Here is a 23,860-nt window from a genome sequence, read left to right on the forward strand (position 1 = left end):
ATATTTCCCGACGAATGGGTCAAACACCCTTATCCATCACCGGGAAGGCTGGGGTGCTGGTCTGTGGCAGCCCCTGGCCAACCCCAGGCACTTCATCTCCCCCTGGACAAATCTAATAATTCCATTATTCTCGACATATGGATAAGAAACAGATCATCACCGCCTTCGCCGCTCTTGCCCAGCCCACGCGGATCGAGGCTCTGAGGCTGCTCGTTGCGCAGGAACCCGACGGGATGGCTGTCGGGGACCTCGCCCGGGCGCTTTGCGTCCGCGGCAATACGATGTCGGTCCATCTCGCCATCCTGGCCCGTGCCGGACTGGTGGATGCCGAGAAGCAAAGCCGCTCCGTGATCTATCGGGCACGGCTCGAAGATGTCCGCGGGCTCGGCTCCTATCTGATCGATGCCTGTTGCGCCGGGCGTCCGGAAGCCTGCCGTCCGGCCTACGGCGAAACCAGGACCACCGGCCTCGTCTAGCCCCCGCCCAAGGAGAGCCTTCCATGTCCGATCGCATCTACAACGTGCTGTTCCTCTGCACGGGCAATTCGGCCCGCTCCATCATGGCCGAAGCCATCCTCAACCGGGATGCGAAGGGCCGTTTCCGCGCCTTCTCGGCCGGCAGCGCGCCGCGCGGCACGGTCAACCCGATGACCCTCAAGGTGCTGGCCTCCTACGACTATCCGACCGAGGGCCTGCGCTCCAAGGATTGGGCCGAGTTTGCCGCCGAAGGGGCGCCGGTGATGGATTTCGTCTTCACGGTCTGCGACAACGCCGCCGGGGAAACCTGCCCGGTCTGGCCGGGGCAGCCGATGACTGCCCATTGGGGGATCGATGACCCGGTGGCGGCCGACGGCACGGACATCCAGAAGGAAGCCGCCTTCGTCACCGCGTTCCGCCACATGCGCAACCGGATCACCGCCTTCGCCGCCCTGCCGATCGCCAGCCTCGACCGCATCGCCCTCGGCGCCAGGTTGCGCGAAATCGGCCGGGGCGAGGGTTCGACCGCCGCGCGGCACCATGTCGCCTGACCGGGCGGAGGGATCATGGACGTCGTCATCTATCACAACCCGGCCTGCGGCACCTCGCGCAACGTACTGGCGCTCATCCGCCACTGCGGGATCGAACCGCATGTGATCGAATATCTGAAGACGCCGCCCGGCCGGGCCATGATCCTCTCCCTTGCCGAGCGCATGGGAAGCCCGCTGCGTACCCTGCTGCGCCGGAAGGACACGCCGTTCGACACGCTCGGCCTCGACGACCCGGCGCTGTCGGACGACGACCTGCTCGATGCGATCGCGGCCCATCCGATCCTGCTCAACCGGCCGGTCGTGGTCACCCCCAGGGGCGTCCGCCTGTGCCGGCCGTCGGAGACCGTGCTCGATCTGCTGCCCCCGCCCGGCCCCGGCGCGTTCCGCAAGGAGGACGGCGAGATTGTCCTCGACGCCGCGGGCAACCGCATCCCTGCCTGAAGGTGCTTCCATGTCCCTGTTCGAGCGTTGGCTGAGCCTCTGGGTCGCCCTCTGCATCATCGCCGGCGTGGCCTTCGGCCATCTGCTGCCCGGCCTGTTCCAGGCCATCGGCACGGCCGAGGTCGCCCGCGTCAACCTGCCGGTCGCGGTGCTGATCTGGCTGATGATCGTGCCCATGCTGGTGAAGATCGATTTCGCCGCCCTCGGCCAGGTGACGAAGCACTGGCGCGGCATCGGCGTCACCCTCTTCGTCAACTGGGCGGTGAAGCCCTTTTCAATGGCCCTGCTCGGCTGGCTCTTCATCGGCTATCTGTTCCGCGGCCTGCTGCCGGCCGACCAGATCGACAGTTACGTTGCCGGTCTCATCATCCTGGCCGCGGCGCCCTGCACCGCCATGGTCTTCGTCTGGTCCAACCTGACCAAGGGCGAGCCGGTCTTCACCCTGTCCCAGGTGGCGCTGAACGATGCGATCATGATCGTCGCCTTCGCCCCCATCGTCGCCTTCCTGCTCGGGCTGTCGGCAATCACCGTGCCCTGGGACACGCTAGTGCTCTCGGTCGCCCTCTATATCGTCGTTCCCGTGATCGTGTCGCAGATCCTGCGCCGGGCGCTGCTGGCACGGAGCCCTGCCGCCCTCGATGGTTTCCTCAAGACCGTGCAGCCGCTGTCCCTGATCGCGTTGCTGGCCACCCTCGTCCTGCTGTTCGGCTTCCAGGGCGAGCAGATCCTGGCCCAGCCCCTCGTCATCGCCCTGCTGGCCGTGCCGATCCTGATCCAGGTCTATTTCAACGCCGGCCTCGCCTATCTGTTGAACCGGGTTGCAGGCGAGGCGCATTGTGTCGCCGGCCCCTCGGCCCTGATCGGCGCCTCCAACTTCTTCGAACTGGCGGTGGCCGCCGCGATCAGCCTGTTCGGCTTCCAGTCGGGGGCAGCGCTCGCGACCGTGGTCGGCGTGCTGATCGAAGTGCCGGTCATGCTCACCGTCGTCTTCCTGGTGAACCGCAGCAAGGGCTGGTATGAGGCGGGACGTGCGTCATAGCGCATCCCGCCGAAAGGTGGAGAACTGAAACCGCTGCGTGCTGCCCCAAGGGGTGACGTGATCGTGAGTGCGGCTGTCGATCAGGACGAAACCTGCCCCGAAGGTTCTGGACAGGCTTTCCGCATCGTGGCGGGCGACGGGCAGGCCGCTGCATTTTTCCGGCCCATCCGGCGCAAAAGTGCCGATGATGGCATGGCCGCCGATCTTCAGGGCTTGTTTCATTACGCCAACATAGGCCTGCTGCTCCCTCTCGGCGGTCAGAAAGTGGAAGGCGGCGCGGTCGTGCCAGACGGCATAGGCCGTCCGAGGTTCCCAGCCGATGACATCCGCGGTGATCCAGTTCACATCGCCACCTGCTTCGCCAAGCCGGTCTCGCGCGACCGCCAGCGCTCGAGCCGACAGGTCGAGCACCGAAACATCGAAGAAGCCAGCGGCAAGGAGACCGTCCACCAGTCGCGATGCCCCGCCGCCAATGTCAATGATGGGATCCCCTTTCGCCACACCCACAATTGCCAACAGGTCAAGGGAAGGCGTCGGCACGTCCTGGAACCAACTCACGTCGGTCTCGGCCTTGGCGGAATAGACGTGTTCCCAATGGTCTCGGCGGTCGGACATGCGCGGTCTTGCCCCTTGCAATCTTGGCCGGTTCTGCCCGGTACAGGAAAGCTGTCATCAGCGCATTCCTCTGGATAGTGACCATTGGATGACGTTCACAAATTTCGATGACCTTCGAAATTCCCCCTTGACCGAGGGGCGCGGTCGCATTCATTTTATTTCCATGAAACTCGAAATAGCAGCCCATCAGCTTGAAGCCCTCGGCAATGCGACCCGGCTCGACCTATACCGGCACCTCGTTCGCGCTGGTCATGCCGGCCTGCCGGTGGGCAGTGTCCAGGAACGGATGGGGATTCCGGCGTCCACCCTGTCGCATCACCTGAAGCGCCTGGTGGCGACGGGGCTCGTCACCCAGGAGCGCCAATCGACGGTGCTGATCTGCCGTGCCCATTACCCTGCCATGCGCACCCTCGTCGGTTTCCTGGTGGACGAATGCTGCGCCGATGAAGGCTGTGCCGGAAAGCCGGGGAATTCGGCGGCCTGAAGCCCCTCTCTTTTTTGCTCGCAATTTCCAACCTTCTGGAAAGTTCGAACATGACAACGAATAGCTTTACCCACCTGCCGGTGGCGGTGATCGGTGCCGGGCCCGTGGGTCTCGCGGCGGCGGCTCATCTCGTCGAGCGCGGCCTCGTCCCCCTGGTCTTCGAGGCCGGCCCCGCTGTTGCCGATGCCGTCACCGCCTGGGGTCATGTCCGGGTCTTTTCGCCCTGGCGCTACAATGTCGACGCGGCAGCCCGCCGTCTGCTGGAAGCCGCGGGATGGACCATGCCGCCGGAGGACTCAGTGCCGACCGGCGCGGAGATCGTCCAGCGCTACCTGGCGCCCCTGGCGGCACTGCCGGACCTCGCCCCTCATATCAAGCTCGATGCCCGGGTTATCAGCGTCTCCCGTGCCGGCCTCGACAAGATGACGTCCGGCGGCCGGGACGCGGCCCCCTTCGTCTTGCGCTGGACCGATACCGACGGTGCTGAACGGCAGGCGCTCGCGCGGGCGGTGATCGATACGAGCGGCACCTACGGCCAGCCCAACCCGATGGGAATCGACGGCCTGCCGGTTCCGGGCGAGCGGCAGGCCCGGGACCTGATCACCTACGGCTTGCCGGACGTGCTGGTGCGGGAGCGCGAAGCCTTCGCCGGCCGCCATGTGCTGGTGGTCGGCAGCGGCCATTCCGCGATCAATGTGGTGCTCGATCTTCTGCGCCTCCGGGCCGCCGATCCTGCGACCCAGGTCTCCTGGGCACTGCGCCGGGACAGCATCCGGCGGCTCCGGGGCGGCGGCCTCAACGATCAACTGCCGGCGCGCGGCGCCCTTGGCCTTGCCGCCGACGAGGCGATCGCGCAGGGCCGGCTGAACCTGCTCGTCCCCTTCGCCGCCGACAGGATCGAGCCGGCGGGGGCCGGGCTGCTGGTCGTCGGCCGCCAGGGTGAAGACGAGGTCCGGCTGACGGTCGGCAGGATCGTCGTCGCCACGGGTTCCCGGCCGAACCTCGACCTGCTGCGCGAGCTGCGGGTGGAACTCGATCCCATGGTCGAGGCCCCGCCGGCCCTGGCGCCCCTGATCGACCCGAACCTTCATTCCTGCGGGACGGTTCCCCCGCACGGTGCCGCCGAACTCCGCCAGCCGGAGGCCGGCTTCTACATTGCCGGCGCCAAATCCTACGGCCGGGCGCCGACCTTCCTGATGGCGACAGGCTACGAACAGGTTCGCTCCATCGTCGCCGAGGTCGCCGGCGACGCCGAAGCGGCCAGGGAGGTCCATCTGGTTCTGCCGGAAACCGGCGTTTGCAGCGCCGGCCCGGAGGTTCCCGAAACCTCCTGCTGCCCGGCCCCCATCGCCGTCCCGGTCGCCGCCCCCACGGCACTGACGCCGAAGAAACCCTGCTGCGGAACCGCCGCATGAGCGACACGGTCGCAGGACGGGCGGCTGATCCTTCAGGATCGGGAACGGAGGCGCGAGCCAGCCGCATCGACAAGAGCGGCTGGCTCGCCATCGGCGTGCTCGGGGTCAGTCAGGTCATCGGTTACGGGACGCTCTACTACGGTTTCAGCATCCTCGCGCCATCTATGGCGCGGGATGTCGGTTGGCCCACCGAATGGCTCTTCGGCGCCCTGTCCGTGGCCCTTCTGGTTGGCGGGCTCGCCTCGCCCCAGGCAGGGCGGGCGATCGATCGCTACGGCGCCGGCAGAGTCATGACGGCCGGGTCCGTGCTGGCGGCCACGGCCCTGGTCGCCGGTGCCCTCTCGACCGGCGGCATCACGCTCACCCTTGCCCTCATCGTCGCGGAAATTGCCTCGACCCTGGTGCAATACAGTGCGGCCTTTCCCCTGCTCGTCCAGCGCCAGCCGCGCACGGCCCAGCGCAGCATCGTCTACCTGACGCTGATCGGCGGCTTCGCCTCGACGATCTTCTGGCCCATTACCGCCGCGCTGCATTCCGTCCTGTCCTGGCGCGAGGTCTATCTGGTCTTCGCCGCGCTCCACCTCGTGGTGTGCCTGCCGATCCACGCCTGGCTGGCCGGACCGACGCGGACGACCGCAGCCGGCGGGGCCGATGCCCGAACCGGCGCACGCCCCGAGGCGGTCGACGGCAACCTTCCGGCCGTCTTGCGGAGGAAGGCCTTCGTGATGATGGTGGCGGCCTTTGCCTTCCAGGGCTTCGTCTCCGCCGCGATCCTCGTCCATATGGTGCCGCTTCTCGCGGCGCTCGGCCTTGGCGGGACGAGCGTGCTGGTCGGAACCCTGTTCGGGCCGGCGCAGGTGCTCAGCCGCTTCATCAACATGATGTTCGGCCGGGGCCTGTCCCAGATCTGGCTCGCGATGATCTCGGCCGTTCTGCTGCCGGTGGCGATCGCCCTTCTGCTCTTTACCGCGCCCTCGCTTGCCGGGGCGGTCGTCTTCTCGGTGGTCTTCGGCATGGGCAACGGCCTCTACAGCATCGTCACGGGCACCCTGCCGCTCACGCTGTTCGGCAGTGCCGGCTACGGCTCTCGCCAGGGCGTCATGATGTCCGTCAAATTGATTGTCGCTTCGGCTGCACCTTTCGCTTTCGCTGTGCTCATGGAAAAGCTCGACGCAGGCTGGGCACTGGGCGTGACCATCGGTCTTGGTATCGGCAGCGTCCTCGCCCTCGCGTGGATCGCCCGATGGCCACGGCATGCCCAATGATGGCGCAGCGCCCCCGCTCGCTCTCCATAAGCACGGCCCAATCTCCTGACCGTCCAGTAGCCCGGGCCTGCCGCCGATGGCCCCGGTTGCGCGGCGGACGATCAGGAACGGGGCGACGCCAAAAAGCTAACGATCAGTAGCGTACCAATCGCCCGATGCCTGTTGTCGCCCACCGCCTTCGACAGGTAGTGCCGGGCATCGAGGCGGCACGAAAGGGAGAGGTGGGCCGGGCCGGGATGGACCGGCGGGGGATGGAGAGAGCCGCAGTCCGTCCCTTCCCGCTCTCCCGAGTATGCTGCATCCACCGCAACCTCGACGCCGCGATGCGAGCGGCGAACATCACCGGCGAGAGCGGCACGCTGAACGCCCAGGCGAAGTCCGCCGCACGCTCGGCCTTCGAGAGCACGAAGCAGCGCTTCTTCAACCATCTGATCACCGGCATGGCCGGCCTTCCGCATTCATCTCGATCAGACCGACCGACCGGAGATCGGCGCCGCCTGGAAGTGCACCGGCGAGCGGGCCGTCGACTTCCTCGCCTTGCAGATCGACGATCCCGTCTTCGTACAGCCGATCCGCGCATCCCGCACCTGAAAGGCGTTCCCTGTCGGATTGTGAAACAAGGCGGAGACCGGCCATGAAATCCTATGCGTTGTGCGTCATCGCCGCCAAGGCTGGTTTGCCCTGGCCAAGCGGGCCTCGCACAACCGAACCCTGATGGCTCGCCTGTTCCGCCGGCCGCTGGAGCGGGTGCTCGGGTTCGACTTCGACCTCAACGACATAGTCCTGATGGATCGGGGCTATGACCCCGACGAGTTGGACCGCTACCAAAAGGGCTTGTGCCCCCCTATGCATCAATCAGCCGCCCCGGCGGCCGCGATTGCCAGCAAGGCCTCCAATTCCTCCCCGACATCGTCGAGGGCTCGGGTGCTGCGTGATGCACGGCATAGTGCCACCGTGCCCTCGACCGAAGCGACGATCAACATGGCGAGGCGGCGGGCTCGTGCCGGTGCCATCCCCTCCTTCTCCAGACCCCGGGTCAGCGTCCCGCGCCATTGATCGAAAATGACCTGGGTCATGTCCAGCAGGTGGGCCTGTACTTCGGCATCGGGAAAGCCGGCCTCGCCGACGAAGGCCTCGACGGACACCGCCAGCACCGGGCAGCCGGCCTCGAAGGCACTCTCCTCCAGGATTTGCCGCCAGCCGGCGATGAAAGCCGAAAGGCCGGCTTTCACCCCATGGGCCTCGACCAGCACAGCCAGCAGCTGGCCGACTTCCCGCCCAGCGAAGATCAGGGCATCCTCCAACAGTTGCAGCGTGCCGCGTGGGAAATGATGCCCGACCGATCCCCACGGCGTGCCGGTACGCCGGACGACTTCCCGGATACTGGTCGCATTCAGCCCACGGCGGTCGCCCTTCTGCTGGTGCCGCTGGTCCTGCTGGCCCATCGCGCCCTCGACTACATCTAATCTGCAAGGCCGACCACAGCTATTCGCTGGTCCATGGCTTCGTTTCGGGGAGTTGGCTGTCGCTCGGGCACTATCTTTTCGCCAGCCCCGGCCAGATCCTGCCACGGATCAACCTCATCATCGCCATCCAGGTCGTGCTGGCGACCCTATTGTTCGCCTATGCCCTGTGGCCATCCACCTTCAGCGACTGGTGGCATTTCTGGTGATCGACCGCGTAGTGTTGGGTGGCTGGCAGGCGTCGCTCGAAACTTGGTATTTCACCCCGGCGAGACGGGCACCACCGCCTTCGCCGGGGATTTCCCCGCCGCCGTGCTGCGCTGGGCCGAGGCCCGTCCTGGTGACGGTCCTCGTGTCATCCCGATCGTGGACAGCGACTGCCCCTGCCCCCGCCCGGCCATCACCACGGTCGAGGACGCGTTGGGCGAGATCCAGGGAATGATTCCGCCGCTTCGCATTCTTCGTCTCGACGATCCGGCGGTCGAGAATCCCTCCGCCTTCGCTGCCATGCTGAGGGGCCTTCCGGCGACCCCCACCCTGATCGTCACCGACAGGGCCCAGGTCCGCTATGCCGGCCCCGCCGTCAGCGGCGGCACCTGCACGGGCACCTTGCTGCGCGTTGTGCGAAGACTGGGAAGCCCGCGCTTCGTCCCACCGACAGTGATCGGCAATCGATGACTGGGCGTGGCGGCACAATCAGCGCTACGGCACCCTCATTTGTGATCTTGAGCGGCGCCGGACGATTGCCCTGCTGCCGGACCGTGAGCCCGCCACCGCCCAAGGCTGGCTCTTGGGTCAGCCCCAGATCTCTATTGTCGCCCGAGATCGAGGCGGCAGCTACGCCCTCGCGGCGGCCAAGGCGCTGCCCGAGGCGACACAAGTCGCCGATCGGTGGCATCTGATGGAGATGCAAGCCGCGCCTTCCTTGACGCCGTGCGCAAATCCATGCGCCAAGTCCGGACGGCGATCGGCGCGGCTACGATCAATCCTGAATTGCTCACCGCGGCGGAACAGCGGCTGTATGAGGGATATCTGCGCCAGGAGGACACCAATGGTGCCATCCTCGGCTTGGCGAAGGAAGGGGTGGCGATCAAGGAGATCGTGCGCGGCCAGCGTTCCGATGTCTTTCGTACCCGAGAGAGCTCGTTGGAGATCCATTTGCCTTGGCCCGATGCCCAATGGGCGGCCGGACAGCGCAACACGCCGAGTTGTGGCGGCGGCTAAAGAAACAGGGCTTCCGCGGCAGCCTGCGTGTCGTCGCCGAGTGGGCAGCACGCCGGCGGCAGGCGGAAAGGGCCGATGCGAGTTCGCTAAGCCGGGCCCCATCGGCACGGACGATTGCCCGGCTGCTCACCATAGACAGAGACGGCCTCACCAGATCGGAAACCGTGACCGTCGCAGCGATCAAGGCCGGGGCGCCACTTCTGGTGCAGGCCCGGAACATCGTCGCCGCTTTCCAGGCGATGATCCGCAAACGGTCGCTGGGAGACCTCGCTTCTTGGCTGGCGGAAGCCCGATCGAGCCTAGTGGCGTCCTTCGCCAATGGCGTGATCAAGGATCAGTGCCGCGATCACGTCGCCCTGGTCGAACGGCAAGACCGAGGGGCAGATCACCAACCTCAAACTCGTGAAGCGCCAGATGTACGGTAGGGGCGGCCTGGATTTGCTTCAGGCTCGGGTCATCGGTGCCACCTGACAGCGGGATCATCAAAACTGCGTCAGAGCCCAAATTGCACACCCATACGGGGTCCCGTTACCGAGCCGATTGACACCCTGATGTTGGTCACGGCGTATTTCCGGATCTCGAAGACCCGGGCTACATCGATCTTCGCAGAGGTGGATAGCGCCGGTCGATGTCGGAACTTCTCCCCGGATGCCTCGGGTTATCGAGGTGTCTTGTCGGACGAGGACAGGGAGCAGAGAGGAAAAACGCCCTTCCAATGGGAAATATGCAAGAATTGATAGACCATTTTTATGACCCGGCAGCGCAAGATCGGAAAATTTTCAAGGTATTTCATAGGTGCGATCATCAAATCCGGTCGATGATGGCCCGGCGATTTCGGCAATGCAAAAATACGGAGCGGTAAAAAAACGGACAGGCGGCAGGCCAGCCTAGAATGGCCATAGCCCGCCGCCGCCCGAACAGGCCGGACGGAAACTGTACTTTCGGCCAGGGCTGGCCCCTGCGGCCCGACCAAATATATAACCTTGTCGAGATGGCCTTCATGGGGTCGGCATTGCGGCTTTCGCTGCCAAGAGAAACAAGAAAAGCCGGCGGCGCGGCAAGCCCGCGGCGAAACGGGGAGACGGCGGATGGCGAGCCGCGACAAATTCAGCCCGCCGGCATTCAAGCTGCCGTTGATCCGGCGCCAGCGCTTGATCGAGGCGGTTTGCGCCAGTATCGCGGGCAACACGGTCTCCCTGATCGTGGCGCCGACGGGGAGCGGCAAGTCGGCCCTGCTGGTGCAGGCGATGGAGGCCTGGTGCGCCCAGGGCGGCGAAGCGGCCTGGTATGCCTGCGACCATTTCGATGCCGAGGCCGGCCGCTTCCTCTTCATGTTCGAGCAGGCGATCGCCGATGACCGGGGCATCGACAGCGACAACCGCAGCACCATCGAAACCCTGCTGTCGTCGAGCGACCCCAAGGGCTTGGCCGATACCATCGTCGCCCGCGGGCGGCGCCTGGTGGTCTTCATCGACAACCTCCATCTTTGCGACAGCGAGGAGACGGCAAGTGCCCTGGACATGCTGATCCGGGAAAGCCGCGGCCTGCTGCATGTGGTGATCGGGGCGCGCCGGACACCGCGCCTGACCCTGGGCAGCCTGCGGCTGCACGGGCTGGTGCGCGAGTTCGATGCCGCCGACCTCGCCTTTTCGGGCGAGGAGGCCCGCCATCTCATTGGCAACGACTGCCGGGCCGATGCCGATGTCATCGAGCGGATCATCCAGCGCACCGAAGGCTGGGTCGCCGGGCTGCAACTGGTGCGCCTTCTGGTCCTTGCCGGCACCAGCCTGCGCCGCCTGGCCGAGGAATTCTCGGGTGCCGACCAGGATGTCGGCCAGTTCCTGAACGAGGAAGTGTTCCGCACCCTGCCTCCCTCCTTGCGCCGCTACCTGCTGCATGTCGCCGCCCTCGACTGCATCTCGGCCGAACTGTCGGAAGTGGTGACCGGCGATCCCGAGGCGCATCGCCTGTTCCAGGAGATGCAGGAACGCAACCTCTTCGTCATGCCGCTCGACCGCCGCGGCACCCAGGTCCGGCTGCACGCGATGTTCCGCGACTTCCTGGCCGGCCAGGCGATGCGCGAGGACCCGGCGCTGATCCTGCGCTGCCTGCGCCGGGCGGCGCTGTGGCACCACGGCAAGGGCGAGTGGATCGAGGCGATCGACTATGCCTTCCGCGCCGGCGATCCCGCGCTTGCGGCCGAATGGCTGGAGCGCCGGGCCCCCGACCTCCTGACCCGACGGGGCGAGACGGCGCGGTTCCTGAATTGTGCCGATCGCCTGGCCGGCCTCGAAGGCGAGCGGCCGGGCATCATCTTCTGGCGGATCTGGGCCACCCTGTTTTCGGGCGATTACGACCGGGCCGGCATCCTGATCGACGAGCACGACGAGGCCCTCCGGCGCTACGATCCCGGCGGCCACCAGCTTGGCTTGCTCCGGTTCATGATCGCCTTCTTCGCCCATCACCATGCGGATGCGCTGGCGCTCGGCCCGCAATGGCTGGACAGCGATCCCGACGGGACGGCCTTCGACCGGGCGGCGGTCCTCATCGGCATGGCGCTCTGCCACCGTACCCAGCTCGACATGGCGAGCGCGCTGAAGTGCTGGGATCTCGCCCGGCAGGAACTCGCCCGCGCGCCTACCGCCTATGGCCTGGCCTGGATCGCCACGCTCTCGGCCCATCTGATGCTGGTGCAGGGCCGCCCCCTGGCCGCCGCCCGGGAGATCGAGGCCATGCTGGCCGGGCATCCGCCGACCGACCTCATGCGCAGCACCGCCGAACTGGTACTGGCCGCTGCCTATTACGAATGCGGCCACATCGATCAGGCACGCCTGCTGATCCGGCGCAGCCTGCACACCATCGCCCAGCACGGCAGCATCGACGTCGCCCTCTGCGGCTGGCGCGTGGCGGCGCGGCTGGCGGTCCTGGACCATGGCGCCGCCGCGGCGCTCGACCTGCTGCGCGGCGTCGAACTGCTGTCGATCCGCCGCTTCGGGACGGCGGCGCTGCACCGGGTGCACCTGCTGCGCGCCGAACTCATCCTCGACCTCGACCCCGAGGTGCGGCGCGGCCTGCAGGCTGGCGACGCCATCGACGGGGTGGGGGCGCTGGCCGAGCCGGACACGCCCGAGACGGCCGAATGGCATCGGCTGCTGAACGCCAAGCGCCATCTCGTCTCGGGCCATCCCCGGCGGGCGATCGCCGATATCCTGCCCGTGCTGGCGGCCGCGCGCACCGGCGGGCGGCTGCGTCTCTGGGTCCAGGCGGCCTGCGTCAAGGCCGCCGCCCACCAGGCCGACGGCGAGACGACCTTTGCCCTCCGCACCCTGATGGAGGCGATCGAACAGGCGGGTGCGCTCGGCCTGCGGCAGGCGATCATCGAGCAGAAGGCGGTGCTAAGGCCGCTCGCCGCCGCCCTCGCCCTTCATTGGCGCCCCGCCCAGGGCGGCCTGGCGCCGGCGGCGGCGGCATTGGTCGAACATCTGACGGGCACCGCCCCGGCCCTGGTCGAGGCGGCGGACGACGACGAGGCGCTGGCGGACGATCTCGCCGCCGCCGTCCAACTCAGCCGGAAGGAATACCGCGTCCTGGTCATGGTTTCCCAGGGCCTGACCAACGTCCAGATCATGGAGCGGCTGTTCGTCTCGCTCTCGGCCGTCAAATGGCACCTGAGCAATATCTTCGACAAGCTCGGCGCGCGTTCCCGCACGGCGGCGGTCGCCAGGGCGCGTGCCCTCGGCTTGCTTGAATAGGCCGCCCTCGTAACGGATCATATCCCACGCCGGCCGGTATGGGACATTCCGTCAAGAACTGTCCTTTCGGCCAGTGAAGCGGCTTCCCGGCCCGCTAGGGTTCAAGGCGACGGACAGCAAACGTCCAAAGCAGAACCAGCGGGAGAAACGCCATGGATAATCTCAGAATTCCGCTCGACCTGGTGGCGCCGATATTCGCGCCCTCGACATTCGGGGACCGCGATCGCGTGCACGAGATCTTCAGGACCCTCCGCCGCGACTATCCGCTCTCGATCGCCGAAGTGCCCGGCTACGATCCGCACTGGATCGTTACGCGTTATGACGACATCCGTGAGATCACCCGCCAGGACGAGATTTTCCTCAGTTCCGATCGCTCGAAGACCCTGGCGTCGCAATATGCCGAACAATTGATGCGCGACTATACCGGCGGCCTGCCCCACATCTACCGCACCCTGGTGCATATGGACGAGCCGGAACACACCGACTACCGCCGGGTGACCGCGGCCGAGTTCATGCCCCAGGCGATCATGAAACTGGAACCCAAGGTGCGCGCGATCGCCAAGCGTTACGCGGACCGCCTGGCCGGCATGGCGCCGCATTGCGATTTCGCCTGGGATCTCGCCTTCTATTATCCGCTCGAGGTGGTCCTGACCATCGTCGGCATCCCCGAGAAGGATCACGAGAATATGCTGCGGCTGACGCAGTGGCTGTTCAACTATGCCGATCCCGAATTGAAACGGCCCGGCTCCGACCCCACCGACCCCGGCGAGATCATCAAGACCTGGGACATCGTCTATGCCGAGTTCAAGGACTATTACGACAAGGTGATCGCCGACCGCAGGGCTTGCCCGCGCGACGATGTCGCCTCGCTGATCGCCAACGGCTCGATCAACGGCTGCCCGATGGAGAACCGCGCCGCGATCTCCTATTTCGCCATCGCCGCGACCGCCGGGCACGACACCACGTCGGCGACCACCGCCACCTCGATGTGGAAGCTGGCCGAGGAACCGGGCCTGTTGCAGCGCCTGAAGGACAACCCGAAGCTGATTGCCGGCTTCGTCGAGGAATCCATCCGCTGGGCGACGCCGATCCAGCATTTCGTGCGGTCCGCCAAGGAGGATTACGTCCTGCGCGGCCGGCAGATCAAGAAGGGCGATCTGCTCTATCTCTCCTACATCTCTGGCAACCGCGACGAGGAAGCCTTCCCCGATCCCTTCACCTTCAAGCCCGAGCGTTCGCCCAACCGCCACATCGGCTTCGGCTACGGCGGCCACATCTGCCTCGGCCAGCATCTGGCCCGGCTGGAGATGCGGTGCTTCTGGGAAGAAGTCATCCCGCGGCTGAAGCACCTCGAAATGGCGGGCGAAGGGCGGATGACGGAATCCGAACTGGTGTGCGGGCCGAAACACGTGCCGATCACCTTCGAGATGGCGGCCTGAGCGCGGTCATGCCCGAAGCCCCCTTCAAGGTCTGGCAATGCCAGACCTGCGGCGAACTTTATGACGAAGCCGCCGGCCTGCCCGATTTCGGAATCCCCCCGGGCATGCGTTTCGTCGACCTGCCGGACGACTGGATCTGCCCGGCCTGCGGCAGCGCGAAAAGCGACTTCCTTCCCTACGATCTCTGAGCACCGGAACACAGCGAGGGCCGGCCTTCCCGGCCGGCCCTCGCCCATGCAGGCGCCGCCGGGTCCTGCCGATCGGAGCCGGTTACAATGTCGCCGCTGCCGATTGCATCCAATGAGGGAGTATCCGTGGAAAAAAACTGCCCGAATGGCCAGTCGGGCGAACGGCCGCCTCCCTTAGCGTGCCCGAAGGCGCGGAGGATGAAAACCTGCGTCTCGACAAGACAAGAACAGTTCGAGGGGGAGGATATGGCGAAATCTTCGATGGCCGCGGCAAGCCTCTTGGTGGCTTTTGCCATGACGGGACAGGCCCTGGCGAAAGTGCCCCAGAGCGAGGCCGACCGCCTGGGCCGGGACCTGACGGCGGTCGGCGCGCTCAAGGCCGGGAATGCGGATGGTTCCATTCCGGCCTATGAGGGCGGCATCACCACGCCGCCCGCCGGCTATACGCCGGGCATGCATTACCCCAATCCCTTTGCCGGCGATGCCCCGCTCTTCGTCATCAATGCGGCGAATGCCGAGCAATACAAGGCAAGGCTCACCGCCGGGCAGCTGGCGACGCTGAAACTCTACCCGGCCCACAAGATGAAGGTCTACCAGACCCGGCGTTCGTGCTCGCTGCCCGAACGGGTCTACGAGGCGAGCCGGCGCAATGCGGCGACGGCAACGATGACCGAGGACCAGAACGGCCTGAACGATGCCCTGCTCGGCGTGCCGTTCCCGATTCCGAACAGCGGCGTCGAGGCGATCTGGAATCACCGGCTGCGCTATCGCGGCTTCAAGTTCCGGCGCTTCTTCGGCTCCGCCGCGGTCAACCGCGACGGCAGCTTCCTGATGTTCAAGAGCCAGGACGAGGGCATCATCCACTATTCGGGGCCGGGCCTCGCCTCGATCGGCGATGTCGCCGACATCAGGCAGTTGAACAATATCGCCATCTCCTACCTGAACATCACGACGGCGCCCACCCGGCTCGCGGGCTCGATCATCCTGGCCCTCGACACCATCAACGCCAAGGAATTGCCACGGCAGGCGTGGCAATACAATCCGGGCACGCGGCGCGTGCTGCGGGCGCCGGAACTCGCCTACGACAACCCGCTGTTCAACACCGACGGCCTGGCGACCACCGACCAGTTCGACGTCTACAACGGCGCGACCGACCGCTACGACTTCACCCTGAAGCCGAGCGAGGAGAAATATATCGGCTACAACGCCTATGAATATGTCTCGAAGCAGCACCCCTACAAGGAACTGCTGAGCCCCAACCACCTGAACGGGGACCTCGGCCGTTACGAACTGCACCGCACCTGGGTGGTCGAGGCCAAGCTGAAGGACGGGGCCCGCCACGTCTACGGCCGGCGCACCTTCTACATCGACGAAGACAGCTGGAACATCGCCGGTGCCGACCTCTACGACGTGCGCGGCCAGTTGTGGCGGGTCCAGGACGACCCGATCATCAACTATTACGACATTCCGCTCTGCTCCTCGGCGCTTGAAGCCACCTACGACCTCCAGTCGGGGCGCTATGTCGTCTTCGGCCTGAAGAACGAGGAAAAGATGCTGAACTGGAATGTCCAGGACATCGATCCGTCCAAGTTCACGCCGGACGCCATCCGCCGGCTCGGCACCAACTGACCCGCAACACGGGCGATGACTGGGGAGGAAGGCGCGCCGTCCGCCGCGACGGCCCGCCCTGCAATCGGAGGGATAAGATGGAAGGCATGACCAAGGCCGGCCCGTCGGGCGCCGGCAGGCGCCGGCGGCTGGCCCGCGGCCACGGGCTGGCGACGGCCGCGCTCTGCATCATGGGGGCGGCCACCGGGGCCTTTGCCTATGATTTCGAGCTGAGCGAGGATGTCGTCGGCGCGATCACCGTGTCGATGTCCACCGGCGCGCAGATGCGCATGGCCGATCGCGACCCGCGCAATTACGGCTATTATTACGGCGGCCACCTGCCGGCCGCGGGCAATGACGACGGCAACTTCAATTTCGACAAATACGACCTGATCAGCCAGGTTTCGAACGCCCGCGCCGAATTGAAGCTGAAATGGCAGGAATACCTGCTCTATGTGCGCGGCGCGGCCTTCTTCGATTCGATCGCGTCGAACAATGATCTCGCCGATTTCGAGCCCGGCAACCGCCCCTTCACCAGCGGCCGCTACACGCCGGCGGCGCGGAAGAAGGCGGCCTGGGGCGCCAAGCTGCTCGACTATTATATCCGTGGGAATTACACCGTTGCCGATCGGCCGCTGACCGTCACCCTGGGCAACCAGATCCTGAACTGGGGTGAGGCACTGTTCACGATCAACGGCATCGCCGTGGTCAACCCGATCGACGTCGGCAAGATCCGCGTGCCGGGCGCCGAACTGAAGGACGCCCTGGTCCCCGTCCCCATGATCTCCGCCAATTACGAGATCGCCCGGGGCCTGTCGGTGGAAGCCTTCTACCAGTTCGATTTCGAGCCGTTCAAGCTCGACGCCTGCGGCAGCTTCTTCTCCTTCACCGACAATCTGTGCGACGGCGTGAAATACGGCCAGCCGTTCACCGACCCCTACGACCCCCGCGCCTATACCACAGGCAGCGGCCTGAACCCCGGCGATTACGACGATCCCAACCGCACGGTCCTGTCGGTCAGCCCGCCGCTGCACCTGAAGGACGACCCGGACGTGAACGACTGGGGCGTGTCGCTGCGCTATTTCTCGCCCGAGCTGAACAATACCGAGTTCCAGCTCTATTACATCAATTACACCTCGCGCCTGCCGTCGCTGATGGCCCATGCGCCGTCGCAATTCGCCAATGGCACCGGCGAGGTGAACCTGGGCACGGCCGCAGCCCCCCTAGTGCAGGGGCTGCTGTCGCAACTCGGGGTGGAGCAACTGGGGGCGCTGACCTCGGCCCTGGCGGCGCTCACCGGCGGCCCGGTGACCGACATCCTGGGCGCGCTCACCAACCCGGTCACCAATGCGCTGATCCGGCCGCCCTTCGGCACGGCGCCGCGATCCGCCGTGCTCGAGAACCTGGAAAACAGCCCGGTCGATATCTATTACCCGACCGGCGTCCAATTGATCGGCTTCGCCTTCAACACCACCTATGACCCCCTGGGCCTTGCCATCAACGCCGAGATCAGTTGGAAACACGATGCGCCGGTCTGGATTTCCGAACCGGCCTTCCTCGCCAGCTATTTCAACATGAACGGCGGCGTGCCGATCAGCCAGGGCACCGCCGCCTCGACCCCCATCTGCGTCGGCCCGGTCTGCGTGCCCAATCCGGGGATCGCGCCGCAATTGGAGCCGAGCTTCCGCCAGGGCCAGGACACCTATGTCCCGAACCGCCAGCTCACCCTCGACGAACGCCACAATGTCTGGCAGGCGGCGGTGCGCTTCACCAAGATCATGGGCGGCACGAATATGGTGACCAGCCTGCTCGGGGCCAACCAACTCTTCGCCCTGGTCGAATTCGGCGCCCTTTATGTCGATCTCGACGAGGGCACCCAATATGCGGCCTATGGCCAGAATAATTTCTCGGGCTTCTACACCCGGCCGCTCAACATCGGCCCGGCCACGCTTGCCGGCCCGATGGAGGCGACCAGCCTGGGCCCGCCCTTCGGCGCCTCGCACAAGCTGCCGACCAAGTGGTCGGGCGGCGTGCAGGGCTTCATCTTCTGGGATTACCCGAACTTCCTGGACGGCGTGACCATGACCCCGTCGATCGGCTTCTCGCACGGCCTGTTCGGGACGACCCCCGCCCCCAACCCCGGTTTCGTGAAGAGCGTCACCGCGATGAATTTCGGCCTGAAGTTCGACTATCTCGACCATTGGTCGATGAACATCAACTATTTCAAAAGCTGGGGCGGCGGCAGCGGCGGCTCGAACGGGGCGTCGCGCAATCCCTACCTCGACCGGGATTTCGTCGGGGTCAACGTCTCCTATTCCTTCTGAACCGGCTTGCGTCGGCGGCTGCCTCCTCCGTAGCCGCCACGCCAACTCGACCCCGGGGCGCCACCTTCTCCTTGGCGCCCCGGGGCTTTTTTCAGGTCGGCGGCTTCAGGGCCCTGGCCTTGGCCACCGCATCCTCGCGCGAGACGGCGTCGAGCTTGGCGTAGATATTCTTCAGGTGCCACTTCAAGGTCCCCGGCGAGACGTTCAGCACCCGCGCCACCGTCTTCAGCGACAGGGCGCGGTCGAGCAGTTGCACGATCTCGCCCTCCCGCGGCGACAGGACGGCGGGGGATGAACCCGCCGTGGCGGGAAGGCCGGCCGCCGTGCCGGGCACGGGAGAAACCTCCAGCAGCCGGCACGCCTCGGGCCTGAGATCCGGGAGGTCCCGCAAGTGGCGTGCCAGCGCCAGCGCCGCCGCCCCGCCGTCGAGGAACAGGCGGTACATGCCGCCATGCTCGGCCGTCAGCAGGACGCCGCGGCCGAGGCGGGCCGCTTCCGCCTCCCGCCCCAGGGCCAGGTGGCCGGCGGCGGCCATGACCGTCTGGCGCGCGGCCAGGAAGCGGCGGCCGCGGCCGCGCAGGTCGCCGGCGAGCGGCACGGCAAGCTCGATCACGCGCGGCCAGTCGAGATCGGCGGCGGCGGCATCGACCTCGGCGATGGCCGCGGCCAGGCCGATCTCGGCCAGCGTCCCGGCACTGCCCGCATGGCGGAGCGCCAGCCGGCGCAGGCGGCGCAGCGCCTCGCGCATGGCGGTGACCGTCGCCGCGCGCCGGCCGAGCAGGCGCACCCGTTCGGCCAGGCTCCAGGCGGCGAGGCGATCCCAGCCCTCGTCCTGGGCCAGGTGTTCCATGGTGTCGAGCGTGGCCAGGGCGCGCTCGCGGTCGTTGCGCAGGCCATGCAGGCGCGCCGTGGTACGCAGGGCGTGAAGGGCGGCATCCGGCCCGCCGGCGGCATCGCCCGTTTCCGCATGAATGTCGAGACAGGTCTCGGCCGCATCAAGGTCGTCGAGCTGGTAATGGGCTTCGGCGAGATAGGCGGCGAGATGGCCGGCCGAATATTCCGCCAGTTGCGCCTCCCCTTCGAGCGCGTGCAGCGCGCGGGAGAGGGCGTCGCGCGCCTGGATGAAATCGCCCTGGACCAGGAAGCTGTGCCCGCCGATTCCATCGAGCCAGGGCCGGGGGCGGGCGCCGTGGCGGCGGCGCAGCACGCCCTGGCAATCGCCGGCGAGATCCCGCGCCCGTTCATACTGCCCGGCCGCGACCAGCGCCATGCCGCCGACGGCACCGAGCATCAGCAGGTTGAAGCCGTCGGTCTCCGGCCTTTCGCCGAGCACGGGGCCGATCAGCGTCATCGCCGCCGCCGTATCGTCGCGGGTCACGGCATCGAGGGCGCGCATCAGCCGCAGTTCGAAATCCACCGCCGGGCGGACGGCGGCCGGATGGGCGGCGATCGCGGCCAGCGTCGCCGGCAGTTCGCCCCGCCGGCGCAAGCCGACCTCGGACCAGCCGATCGAAAGCAGGACGTCGATACGCTCGGCCTTGGCGGCATCGGGCAGGCCGGCGGTCCAGCGCAGCAGGGGCTGGAACTGCCCGGCATAGAGCAGCGGCCGGGCCGCGGCACCGATCAGCGCCGCCATGCGCGAGGGATCGCCGGCATAACGGGCATGGCGCAGGGCTTCGGGGATCAGGCCGTGGCGCTCGAACCACAGGCTGGCACGGCGGTTGATGTCGGCGAGGTCGGCGGCCGGCAGGGCCAGCAGGCGGCGGCGCAGGAAGGCGGCGAAGATGCGGTGGAAACGATACCAGGGCAGGGGATCGTCGCCTTCGATCGGGGTGACGAAATAATGCCGCTCCGCCAGGGTTTCGATCAGGGCGCCCGCCCCGGCCTCGTCGCAGAGGGCCGCCGCCAGGCCGGCCGTGAACCGCCGGCAGGCGACGATGCGGACGAGGAAGCCCAACTGCGCGGGCTCGAGCGCGGCACCGATCGCCTCCTCGACATAGCTGGTCAGGCTGTCGTCCGCCGCCGGTGCCGACAGGCCATCGAGGCGGCCGAGGACCGTATCGGCCACCCCCTCGCGCTTCAGGGCGAGGGCGGCGAGATGGGTGCCGGCGATCCAGCCCTCGGTCAGGGCATGGAGGCGCCGCGCCTGTCCGGGGCTCAGCCGCGCCACCCCCAGGCTGTCGAGGAAGACGGCCTGTTCCTCAAGCGAGAGGCGCAAGGCGTCGAAATTCACCTCGGTCACCTGGTCCTTCAGCCGCAGCCCGGCAAGATCGAGGGGCGGCACGGCACGCGCGGTCAGCACCAGGTGGAAATTGGCCGGCAGGACCTGCAACAATTGTTGCAGCAGGACGAAGGGACGGCGCGCCTTCAGGACATGCAGGTCCTCGAGCACCATGACCACCGGACGGACATGGGCGAAGACGGCATTGGCGACCTGGGCGACGAAGCGGTCCGCAGTCTCGAAGCCTTCGGATTGCAGGGCCTGCGCCAGGGCCGGGCCGGTGTCGATGCCGCTTTCCTCCAGGGCCGCGAACCAATAGGCGGCCCATTGCCCCTCGTCGTCGTCCGCGCCCACATTGTACCAGGCGACCGTGGTGCCGCCCGCGACCAGCCGCCGGCGCCAGAGCGCCGCCAGCGTGGTCTTGCCGCTGCCCGCCGGCCCGAGAATGAGGGTGAGCGCACGGTCGCGGCGGCCGTGCAGGCTATCGAGCAGACGCTCGCGCCCGACCGCGACGCCGGCGAGGCGCGGCGGCGCGGTCTTGGTGCGGATCAATGAAGTGGCGACCGGCGTCATGGACCGATGATAAGGCGATGCGCGCTGAAGGCCCATCCCGCCGCTGCCGTCCCGGTCAAAGGGCGCGGGCGATGATATCCTTCATCACCTCGTTGGCGCCGCCGTAGATCTTCTGGATGCGGGCATCGGCATAGAGCCGGGCGATCGGATATTCGGTGATGTAGCCATAGCCGCCAAACATCTGCAGGCATTCGTCGACCACCTTGCATTGCTGCTCGGTACACCACCACTTGGCCATATAGGCCGCCTGATCGTCGAGCGTGCCGTCGACCAGGCGCTGGATGCAATCGTTCACGAAGCTGCGCACGACATGGGCCGCGGTCGCCACTTCCGCCAGGCGGAACCTGGTGTTCTGCAGGTCGTAGAGGGTACCGCCGAACATGGTCCGGGCCTTGGCATGGGCCAGCGTCAGTTCGAGCGCCATCTCGATCGCCGCCGCCGCCGGCACCGCCAGCAGCATGCGCTCGTAGGGCAGCTGGCTCATCAGTTGGCCGAAGCCCTGGCCCTCGGCCCCCAGCAGGTTCGCCGCCGGCACGCGCACGCCGTCGAAGAACAGTTCCGCGGTATCCGAGGCGTGCTGGCCGAGCTTTTCCAGCCGGCGCCCGACCCGGAAGCCGGCCAGCCCCGCCGTCTCCACGACGAAGAGGGAGACGCCCCGTCCGCCGCCCTCGCCGGTCCGGCAGGCAACCACCAGGAGATGGGCCGTCGAGCCGTTGGTGATGAAGGTCTTGGCGCCGTCGATCACATAATCGTCGCCCTCCCGCCGCGCGCGGGTGCGCAGCATCTTCAGGTCGGAACCGCAGCCCGGCTCGGTCAGGGCGATGCCGGCAAGGCAATCCCCGGAAACCAGCTTCGGCAGCCAGCGCCGCTTCTGTTCCCCGGTGCCGTAGTCGAGGATGTAATGCGCGGCGATGCTGTGGACGCCGAGGGTGGCCGGGATCTCGGCCCTGGCCAGTTCGTCCTGCACCACCAATTGATAGGCGAGGCCGGCATCCGCGCCGCCGTAGTCGCCGGGCATTTCCGGCAGGACGAAGCCGAGCGCGCCGAAGGGGCGCCAGACCTCGGCCGGAATGAAGCCCTGCCGGCGCCAGCCCTCGACCCTGGGGGACATTTCCGCCTGGACATAGCGGCGGACCTGGGCGCGGAAGGCGTCGCTCTCCTCGTCCATCCAGGCATGGCGGTACAGTCGTGGCATCATGGTGTCGCTTTCCCTCCCCGTCCTTCAGGCCACCTGGCTCTCGCGGTCTTTCCAATAGGGGGCGCGCAGGGCCGTCTTCAGCACCTTGCCGGCCCCCGACAGCGGCAGTTCGGCCACGATGTCGACGCTGCGCGGGCATTTGTAGCCGGCGATGCGGTCCTTGCAGAAACGGATCAGGTCCTCGCCGGTCAGGGCCGCGCCCGGCTTCAGGACGACGACCGCATGCACGCTCTCGCCCCATTCGGCGCTGGGGATGCCGATGACGGCGCCGGCGGCGACCGCCGGGTGCTGGGCGACGACATTCTCGACCTCGGCGGAATAGACGTTCTCGCCGCCGGAAATGATCATGTCCTTCACCCGGTCGACGATGAAGATGAAACCGTCGTCGTCCATATAGGCGCCGTCGCCCGTGTGCATCCAGCCGTCCCGCACGGTGGCGGCGGTGAGATCTGGATTGTTCCAATAGCCTTTCATGACATTCGGGCCGCGCACCGCGACCTCGCCCACGGTACCGCGCGGCACCTCCCGACCCTCGGCATTAACGATCCGGATCTCGGTGCAGAAGCTGGCACGCCCGGCCGAGCGCAGCTTGCCCCGCCGGCGCCCCTCGACGGTGTGGAATTCGGCCGGGCAGATGGTGGCCAGCGGCGACAGTTCAGTCATGCCGTAGGCCTGCACGAATTCGACACCGGGCAAGACCGCCATGGCGCGGTCCAGTACCGGCTCGGCGATCGGCGAGGCGCCGTAGACGATGCAGCGGAGGCTGGACAGGTCCCGGCCCTCGCGCATCGCCGGGTGATCGACCAGCATCTGGATCATGGTCGGCACGAGGAGGACATGAGTGGCCCGGTCGCGCTCGATCGCCTCGACCACGCCTTGCGGCGTGAAGGAGCCGATGAAACATTGCGTGTTGCCCCGCAGCCACTGGATGCCCGACATGCCGATGTCGGCGACATGGAACATGGGGGCGGCGTGAAGATAGACGCCGTCCCGCGGTGCCATGCCCTCGGCCAGCATCGACAGCAGCGAGGCATACATGCCGCCATGGCTGATCATCACGCCCTTCGGCTGTCCGGTCGTGCCGCCGGTATAGAACAGGCCGAAGAGGTCGTCGCCCCGGCGGACCGCGTCCGGCACCGGCTGCGCCCCGGCGATCAGGGCCTCGTAGCCGAGCATGCCCGCGGGCACCGCACCATCGCCGGCATAGATGACCGTCAGGGGCTGGCTGCTGTCCTCCTGCAGACGGCGGGCAACGGCGGCGAAGGCATCGTCGACGAGCAGGAGGCGCGATCCCGAATCCTCCAGCGAATAGAGCAGTTCCGCCGCCGACCAGCGGATGTTGCACGGGTTGATCACCCCGCCGCCCCAGGGCACCGCGATCATATATTCGAAGTAGCGGTCCGAGTTCAGGGCCAGCATGGCGACGCGGTCGCCCGGCGCCATGCCCAGGGCCTGAAGGGCGCCGGCCAGGCGGGCCACCCGGTCGGCCATGGACCGGAAGGTCTGGCTGCGCCGGCCGCAGCGCAGCGCTACCTTGTCCGGGTGCTGCTGGACGGCGCGGTGAAGGGGCTGGGTGATATACAT

18 protein-coding genes and 1 pseudogene are annotated in these 23,860 nt (G+C 67.0%); 13 read left to right on the forward strand and 6 right to left on the reverse strand.

The annotated features are described in order from the left end of the window. Positions 1-137 precede the first annotated feature (137 nt). Genes DKG75_RS20395 through arsB form a run of 4 tightly spaced genes read left to right on the forward strand, consistent with a single transcriptional unit; the run spans position 138 to position 2,507 of the window. Positions 138-476: an ArsR/SmtB family transcription factor gene (locus DKG75_RS20395; protein WP_109923037.1), complete on the forward strand. Its 339-nt coding sequence runs from the start codon at positions 138-140 to the stop codon at positions 474-476. Positions 477-499: 23 nt separating this feature from the next. Next, the gene (locus tag DKG75_RS20400; RefSeq protein ID WP_109923038.1) at positions 500-1,027 is read left to right on the forward strand and encodes an arsenate reductase ArsC; all 528 of its coding nucleotides are present in this window, start codon (positions 500-502) and stop codon (positions 1,025-1,027) included. A gap of 15 nt (positions 1,028-1,042) precedes the next feature. Next, positions 1,043-1,468, forward strand: a complete 426-nt coding sequence (gene arsC / locus DKG75_RS20405) for an arsenate reductase (glutaredoxin) (RefSeq protein ID WP_109923039.1) — start codon at positions 1,043-1,045, stop codon at positions 1,466-1,468. Positions 1,469-1,478: 10 nt separating this feature from the next. Beyond that, the gene (gene arsB / locus DKG75_RS20410) at positions 1,479-2,507 is read left to right on the forward strand and encodes an ACR3 family arsenite efflux transporter (RefSeq protein WP_109923040.1); all 1,029 of its coding nucleotides are present in this window, start codon (positions 1,479-1,481) and stop codon (positions 2,505-2,507) included. Here the strand turns inward: arsB and DKG75_RS20415 are convergent. Further along, positions 2,502-3,122: a class I SAM-dependent methyltransferase gene (locus DKG75_RS20415; RefSeq protein ID WP_109923041.1), complete on the reverse strand. Its 621-nt coding sequence runs from the start codon at positions 3,120-3,122 to the stop codon at positions 2,502-2,504. The genes arsB and DKG75_RS20415 overlap by 6 nt on opposite strands. Here DKG75_RS20415 and DKG75_RS20420 point away from each other — a divergent pair. Genes DKG75_RS20420 through arsK form a run of 3 tightly spaced genes read left to right on the forward strand, consistent with a single transcriptional unit; the run spans position 3,121 to position 6,286 of the window. After that, on the forward strand, positions 3,121-3,606 hold the full coding sequence (locus tag DKG75_RS20420; RefSeq protein WP_279573951.1) for an ArsR/SmtB family transcription factor: 486 nt from the start codon (positions 3,121-3,123) through the stop codon (positions 3,604-3,606). The genes DKG75_RS20415 and DKG75_RS20420 overlap by 2 nt on opposite strands. Positions 3,607-3,656: 50 nt before the next feature. After that, complete coding sequence (locus tag DKG75_RS20425) at positions 3,657-5,021, forward strand: NAD(P)-binding domain-containing protein (RefSeq protein ID WP_109923077.1); 1,365 nt, start codon at positions 3,657-3,659, stop codon at positions 5,019-5,021. Beyond that, positions 5,018-6,286 carry an arsenite efflux MFS transporter ArsK gene (gene arsK / locus DKG75_RS20430; RefSeq protein WP_109923043.1) on the forward strand — a complete coding sequence of 423 codons (1,269 nt, stop codon included), beginning with the start codon at positions 5,018-5,020 and terminating at the stop codon, positions 6,284-6,286. Before DKG75_RS20425 ends, arsK begins: the two co-directional genes overlap by 4 nt. Positions 6,287-6,718: 432 nt before the next feature. On the opposite strand, the gene DKG75_RS23885 is transcribed toward arsK, so the two are convergent. Together DKG75_RS23885 and DKG75_RS20445 are read right to left on the reverse strand one after the other, a co-directional pair. Beyond that, a complete protein-coding gene (locus tag DKG75_RS23885) occupies positions 6,719-6,922 on the reverse strand; it encodes a hypothetical protein (RefSeq protein WP_425086498.1) in 204 nt (67 codons plus the stop codon). A 215-nt stretch (positions 6,923-7,137) separates the two neighbouring features. Beyond that, positions 7,138-7,731, reverse strand: a complete 594-nt coding sequence (locus tag DKG75_RS20445; protein WP_109923045.1) for a TetR/AcrR family transcriptional regulator — start codon at positions 7,729-7,731, stop codon at positions 7,138-7,140. A gap of 624 nt (positions 7,732-8,355) precedes the next feature. Between DKG75_RS20445 and DKG75_RS20450 the strand changes: the two are divergent. The 6 genes and pseudogenes from DKG75_RS20450 to DKG75_RS20475 form a co-directional block, all read left to right on the forward strand. Beyond that, positions 8,356-9,444 (forward strand): annotated as a pseudogene (locus tag DKG75_RS20450) (ISL3 family transposase); the annotation flags it as partial. 617 nt (positions 9,445-10,061) lie between these two features. Continuing rightward, positions 10,062-12,725 (forward strand): winged helix-turn-helix domain-containing protein, encoded by a 2,664-nt coding sequence (locus DKG75_RS20455; protein WP_109923046.1) that lies wholly within the window; start codon positions 10,062-10,064, stop codon positions 12,723-12,725. A 152-nt stretch (positions 12,726-12,877) separates the two neighbouring features. Next, the gene (locus DKG75_RS20460; RefSeq protein WP_109923047.1) at positions 12,878-14,164 is read left to right on the forward strand and encodes a cytochrome P450; all 1,287 of its coding nucleotides are present in this window, start codon (positions 12,878-12,880) and stop codon (positions 14,162-14,164) included. Positions 14,165-14,172: 8 nt separating this feature from the next. Beyond that, positions 14,173-14,352 carry a rubredoxin gene (locus tag DKG75_RS20465; RefSeq protein ID WP_109923048.1) on the forward strand — a complete coding sequence of 60 codons (180 nt, stop codon included), beginning with the start codon at positions 14,173-14,175 and terminating at the stop codon, positions 14,350-14,352. 294 nt (positions 14,353-14,646) lie between these two features. Further along, positions 14,647-15,981, forward strand: coding sequence for a DUF1329 domain-containing protein (locus DKG75_RS20470; RefSeq protein ID WP_208112187.1), 1,335 nt, complete (start codon positions 14,647-14,649; stop codon positions 15,979-15,981). An 86-nt stretch (positions 15,982-16,067) separates the two neighbouring features. After that, positions 16,068-18,284, forward strand: coding sequence for a DUF1302 domain-containing protein (locus DKG75_RS20475; RefSeq protein WP_166646566.1), 2,217 nt, complete (start codon positions 16,068-16,070; stop codon positions 18,282-18,284). A gap of 91 nt (positions 18,285-18,375) precedes the next feature. On the opposite strand, the gene DKG75_RS20480 is transcribed toward DKG75_RS20475, so the two are convergent. From DKG75_RS20480 to DKG75_RS20490, 3 genes are read right to left on the reverse strand one after another with little or no spacing between them, the layout of a single operon-like run. Next, positions 18,376-21,078: a winged helix-turn-helix domain-containing protein gene (locus DKG75_RS20480; RefSeq protein WP_109923051.1), complete on the reverse strand. Its 2,703-nt coding sequence runs from the start codon at positions 21,076-21,078 to the stop codon at positions 18,376-18,378. A gap of 55 nt (positions 21,079-21,133) precedes the next feature. Then, positions 21,134-22,276: an acyl-CoA dehydrogenase family protein gene (locus DKG75_RS20485; protein WP_109923052.1), complete on the reverse strand. Its 1,143-nt coding sequence runs from the start codon at positions 22,274-22,276 to the stop codon at positions 21,134-21,136. Positions 22,277-22,300: 24 nt separating this feature from the next. Continuing rightward, entirely contained in the window at positions 22,301-23,860 is a 1,560-nt protein-coding gene (locus DKG75_RS20490; protein WP_109923053.1) for an acyl-CoA synthetase, read from the reverse strand.

Origin of the sequence: Zavarzinia compransoris, from assembly GCF_003173055.1 — a bacterium.
In the GTDB taxonomy this organism is placed as follows: Bacteria; Pseudomonadota; Alphaproteobacteria; order Zavarziniales; family Zavarziniaceae; genus Zavarzinia; species Zavarzinia compransoris.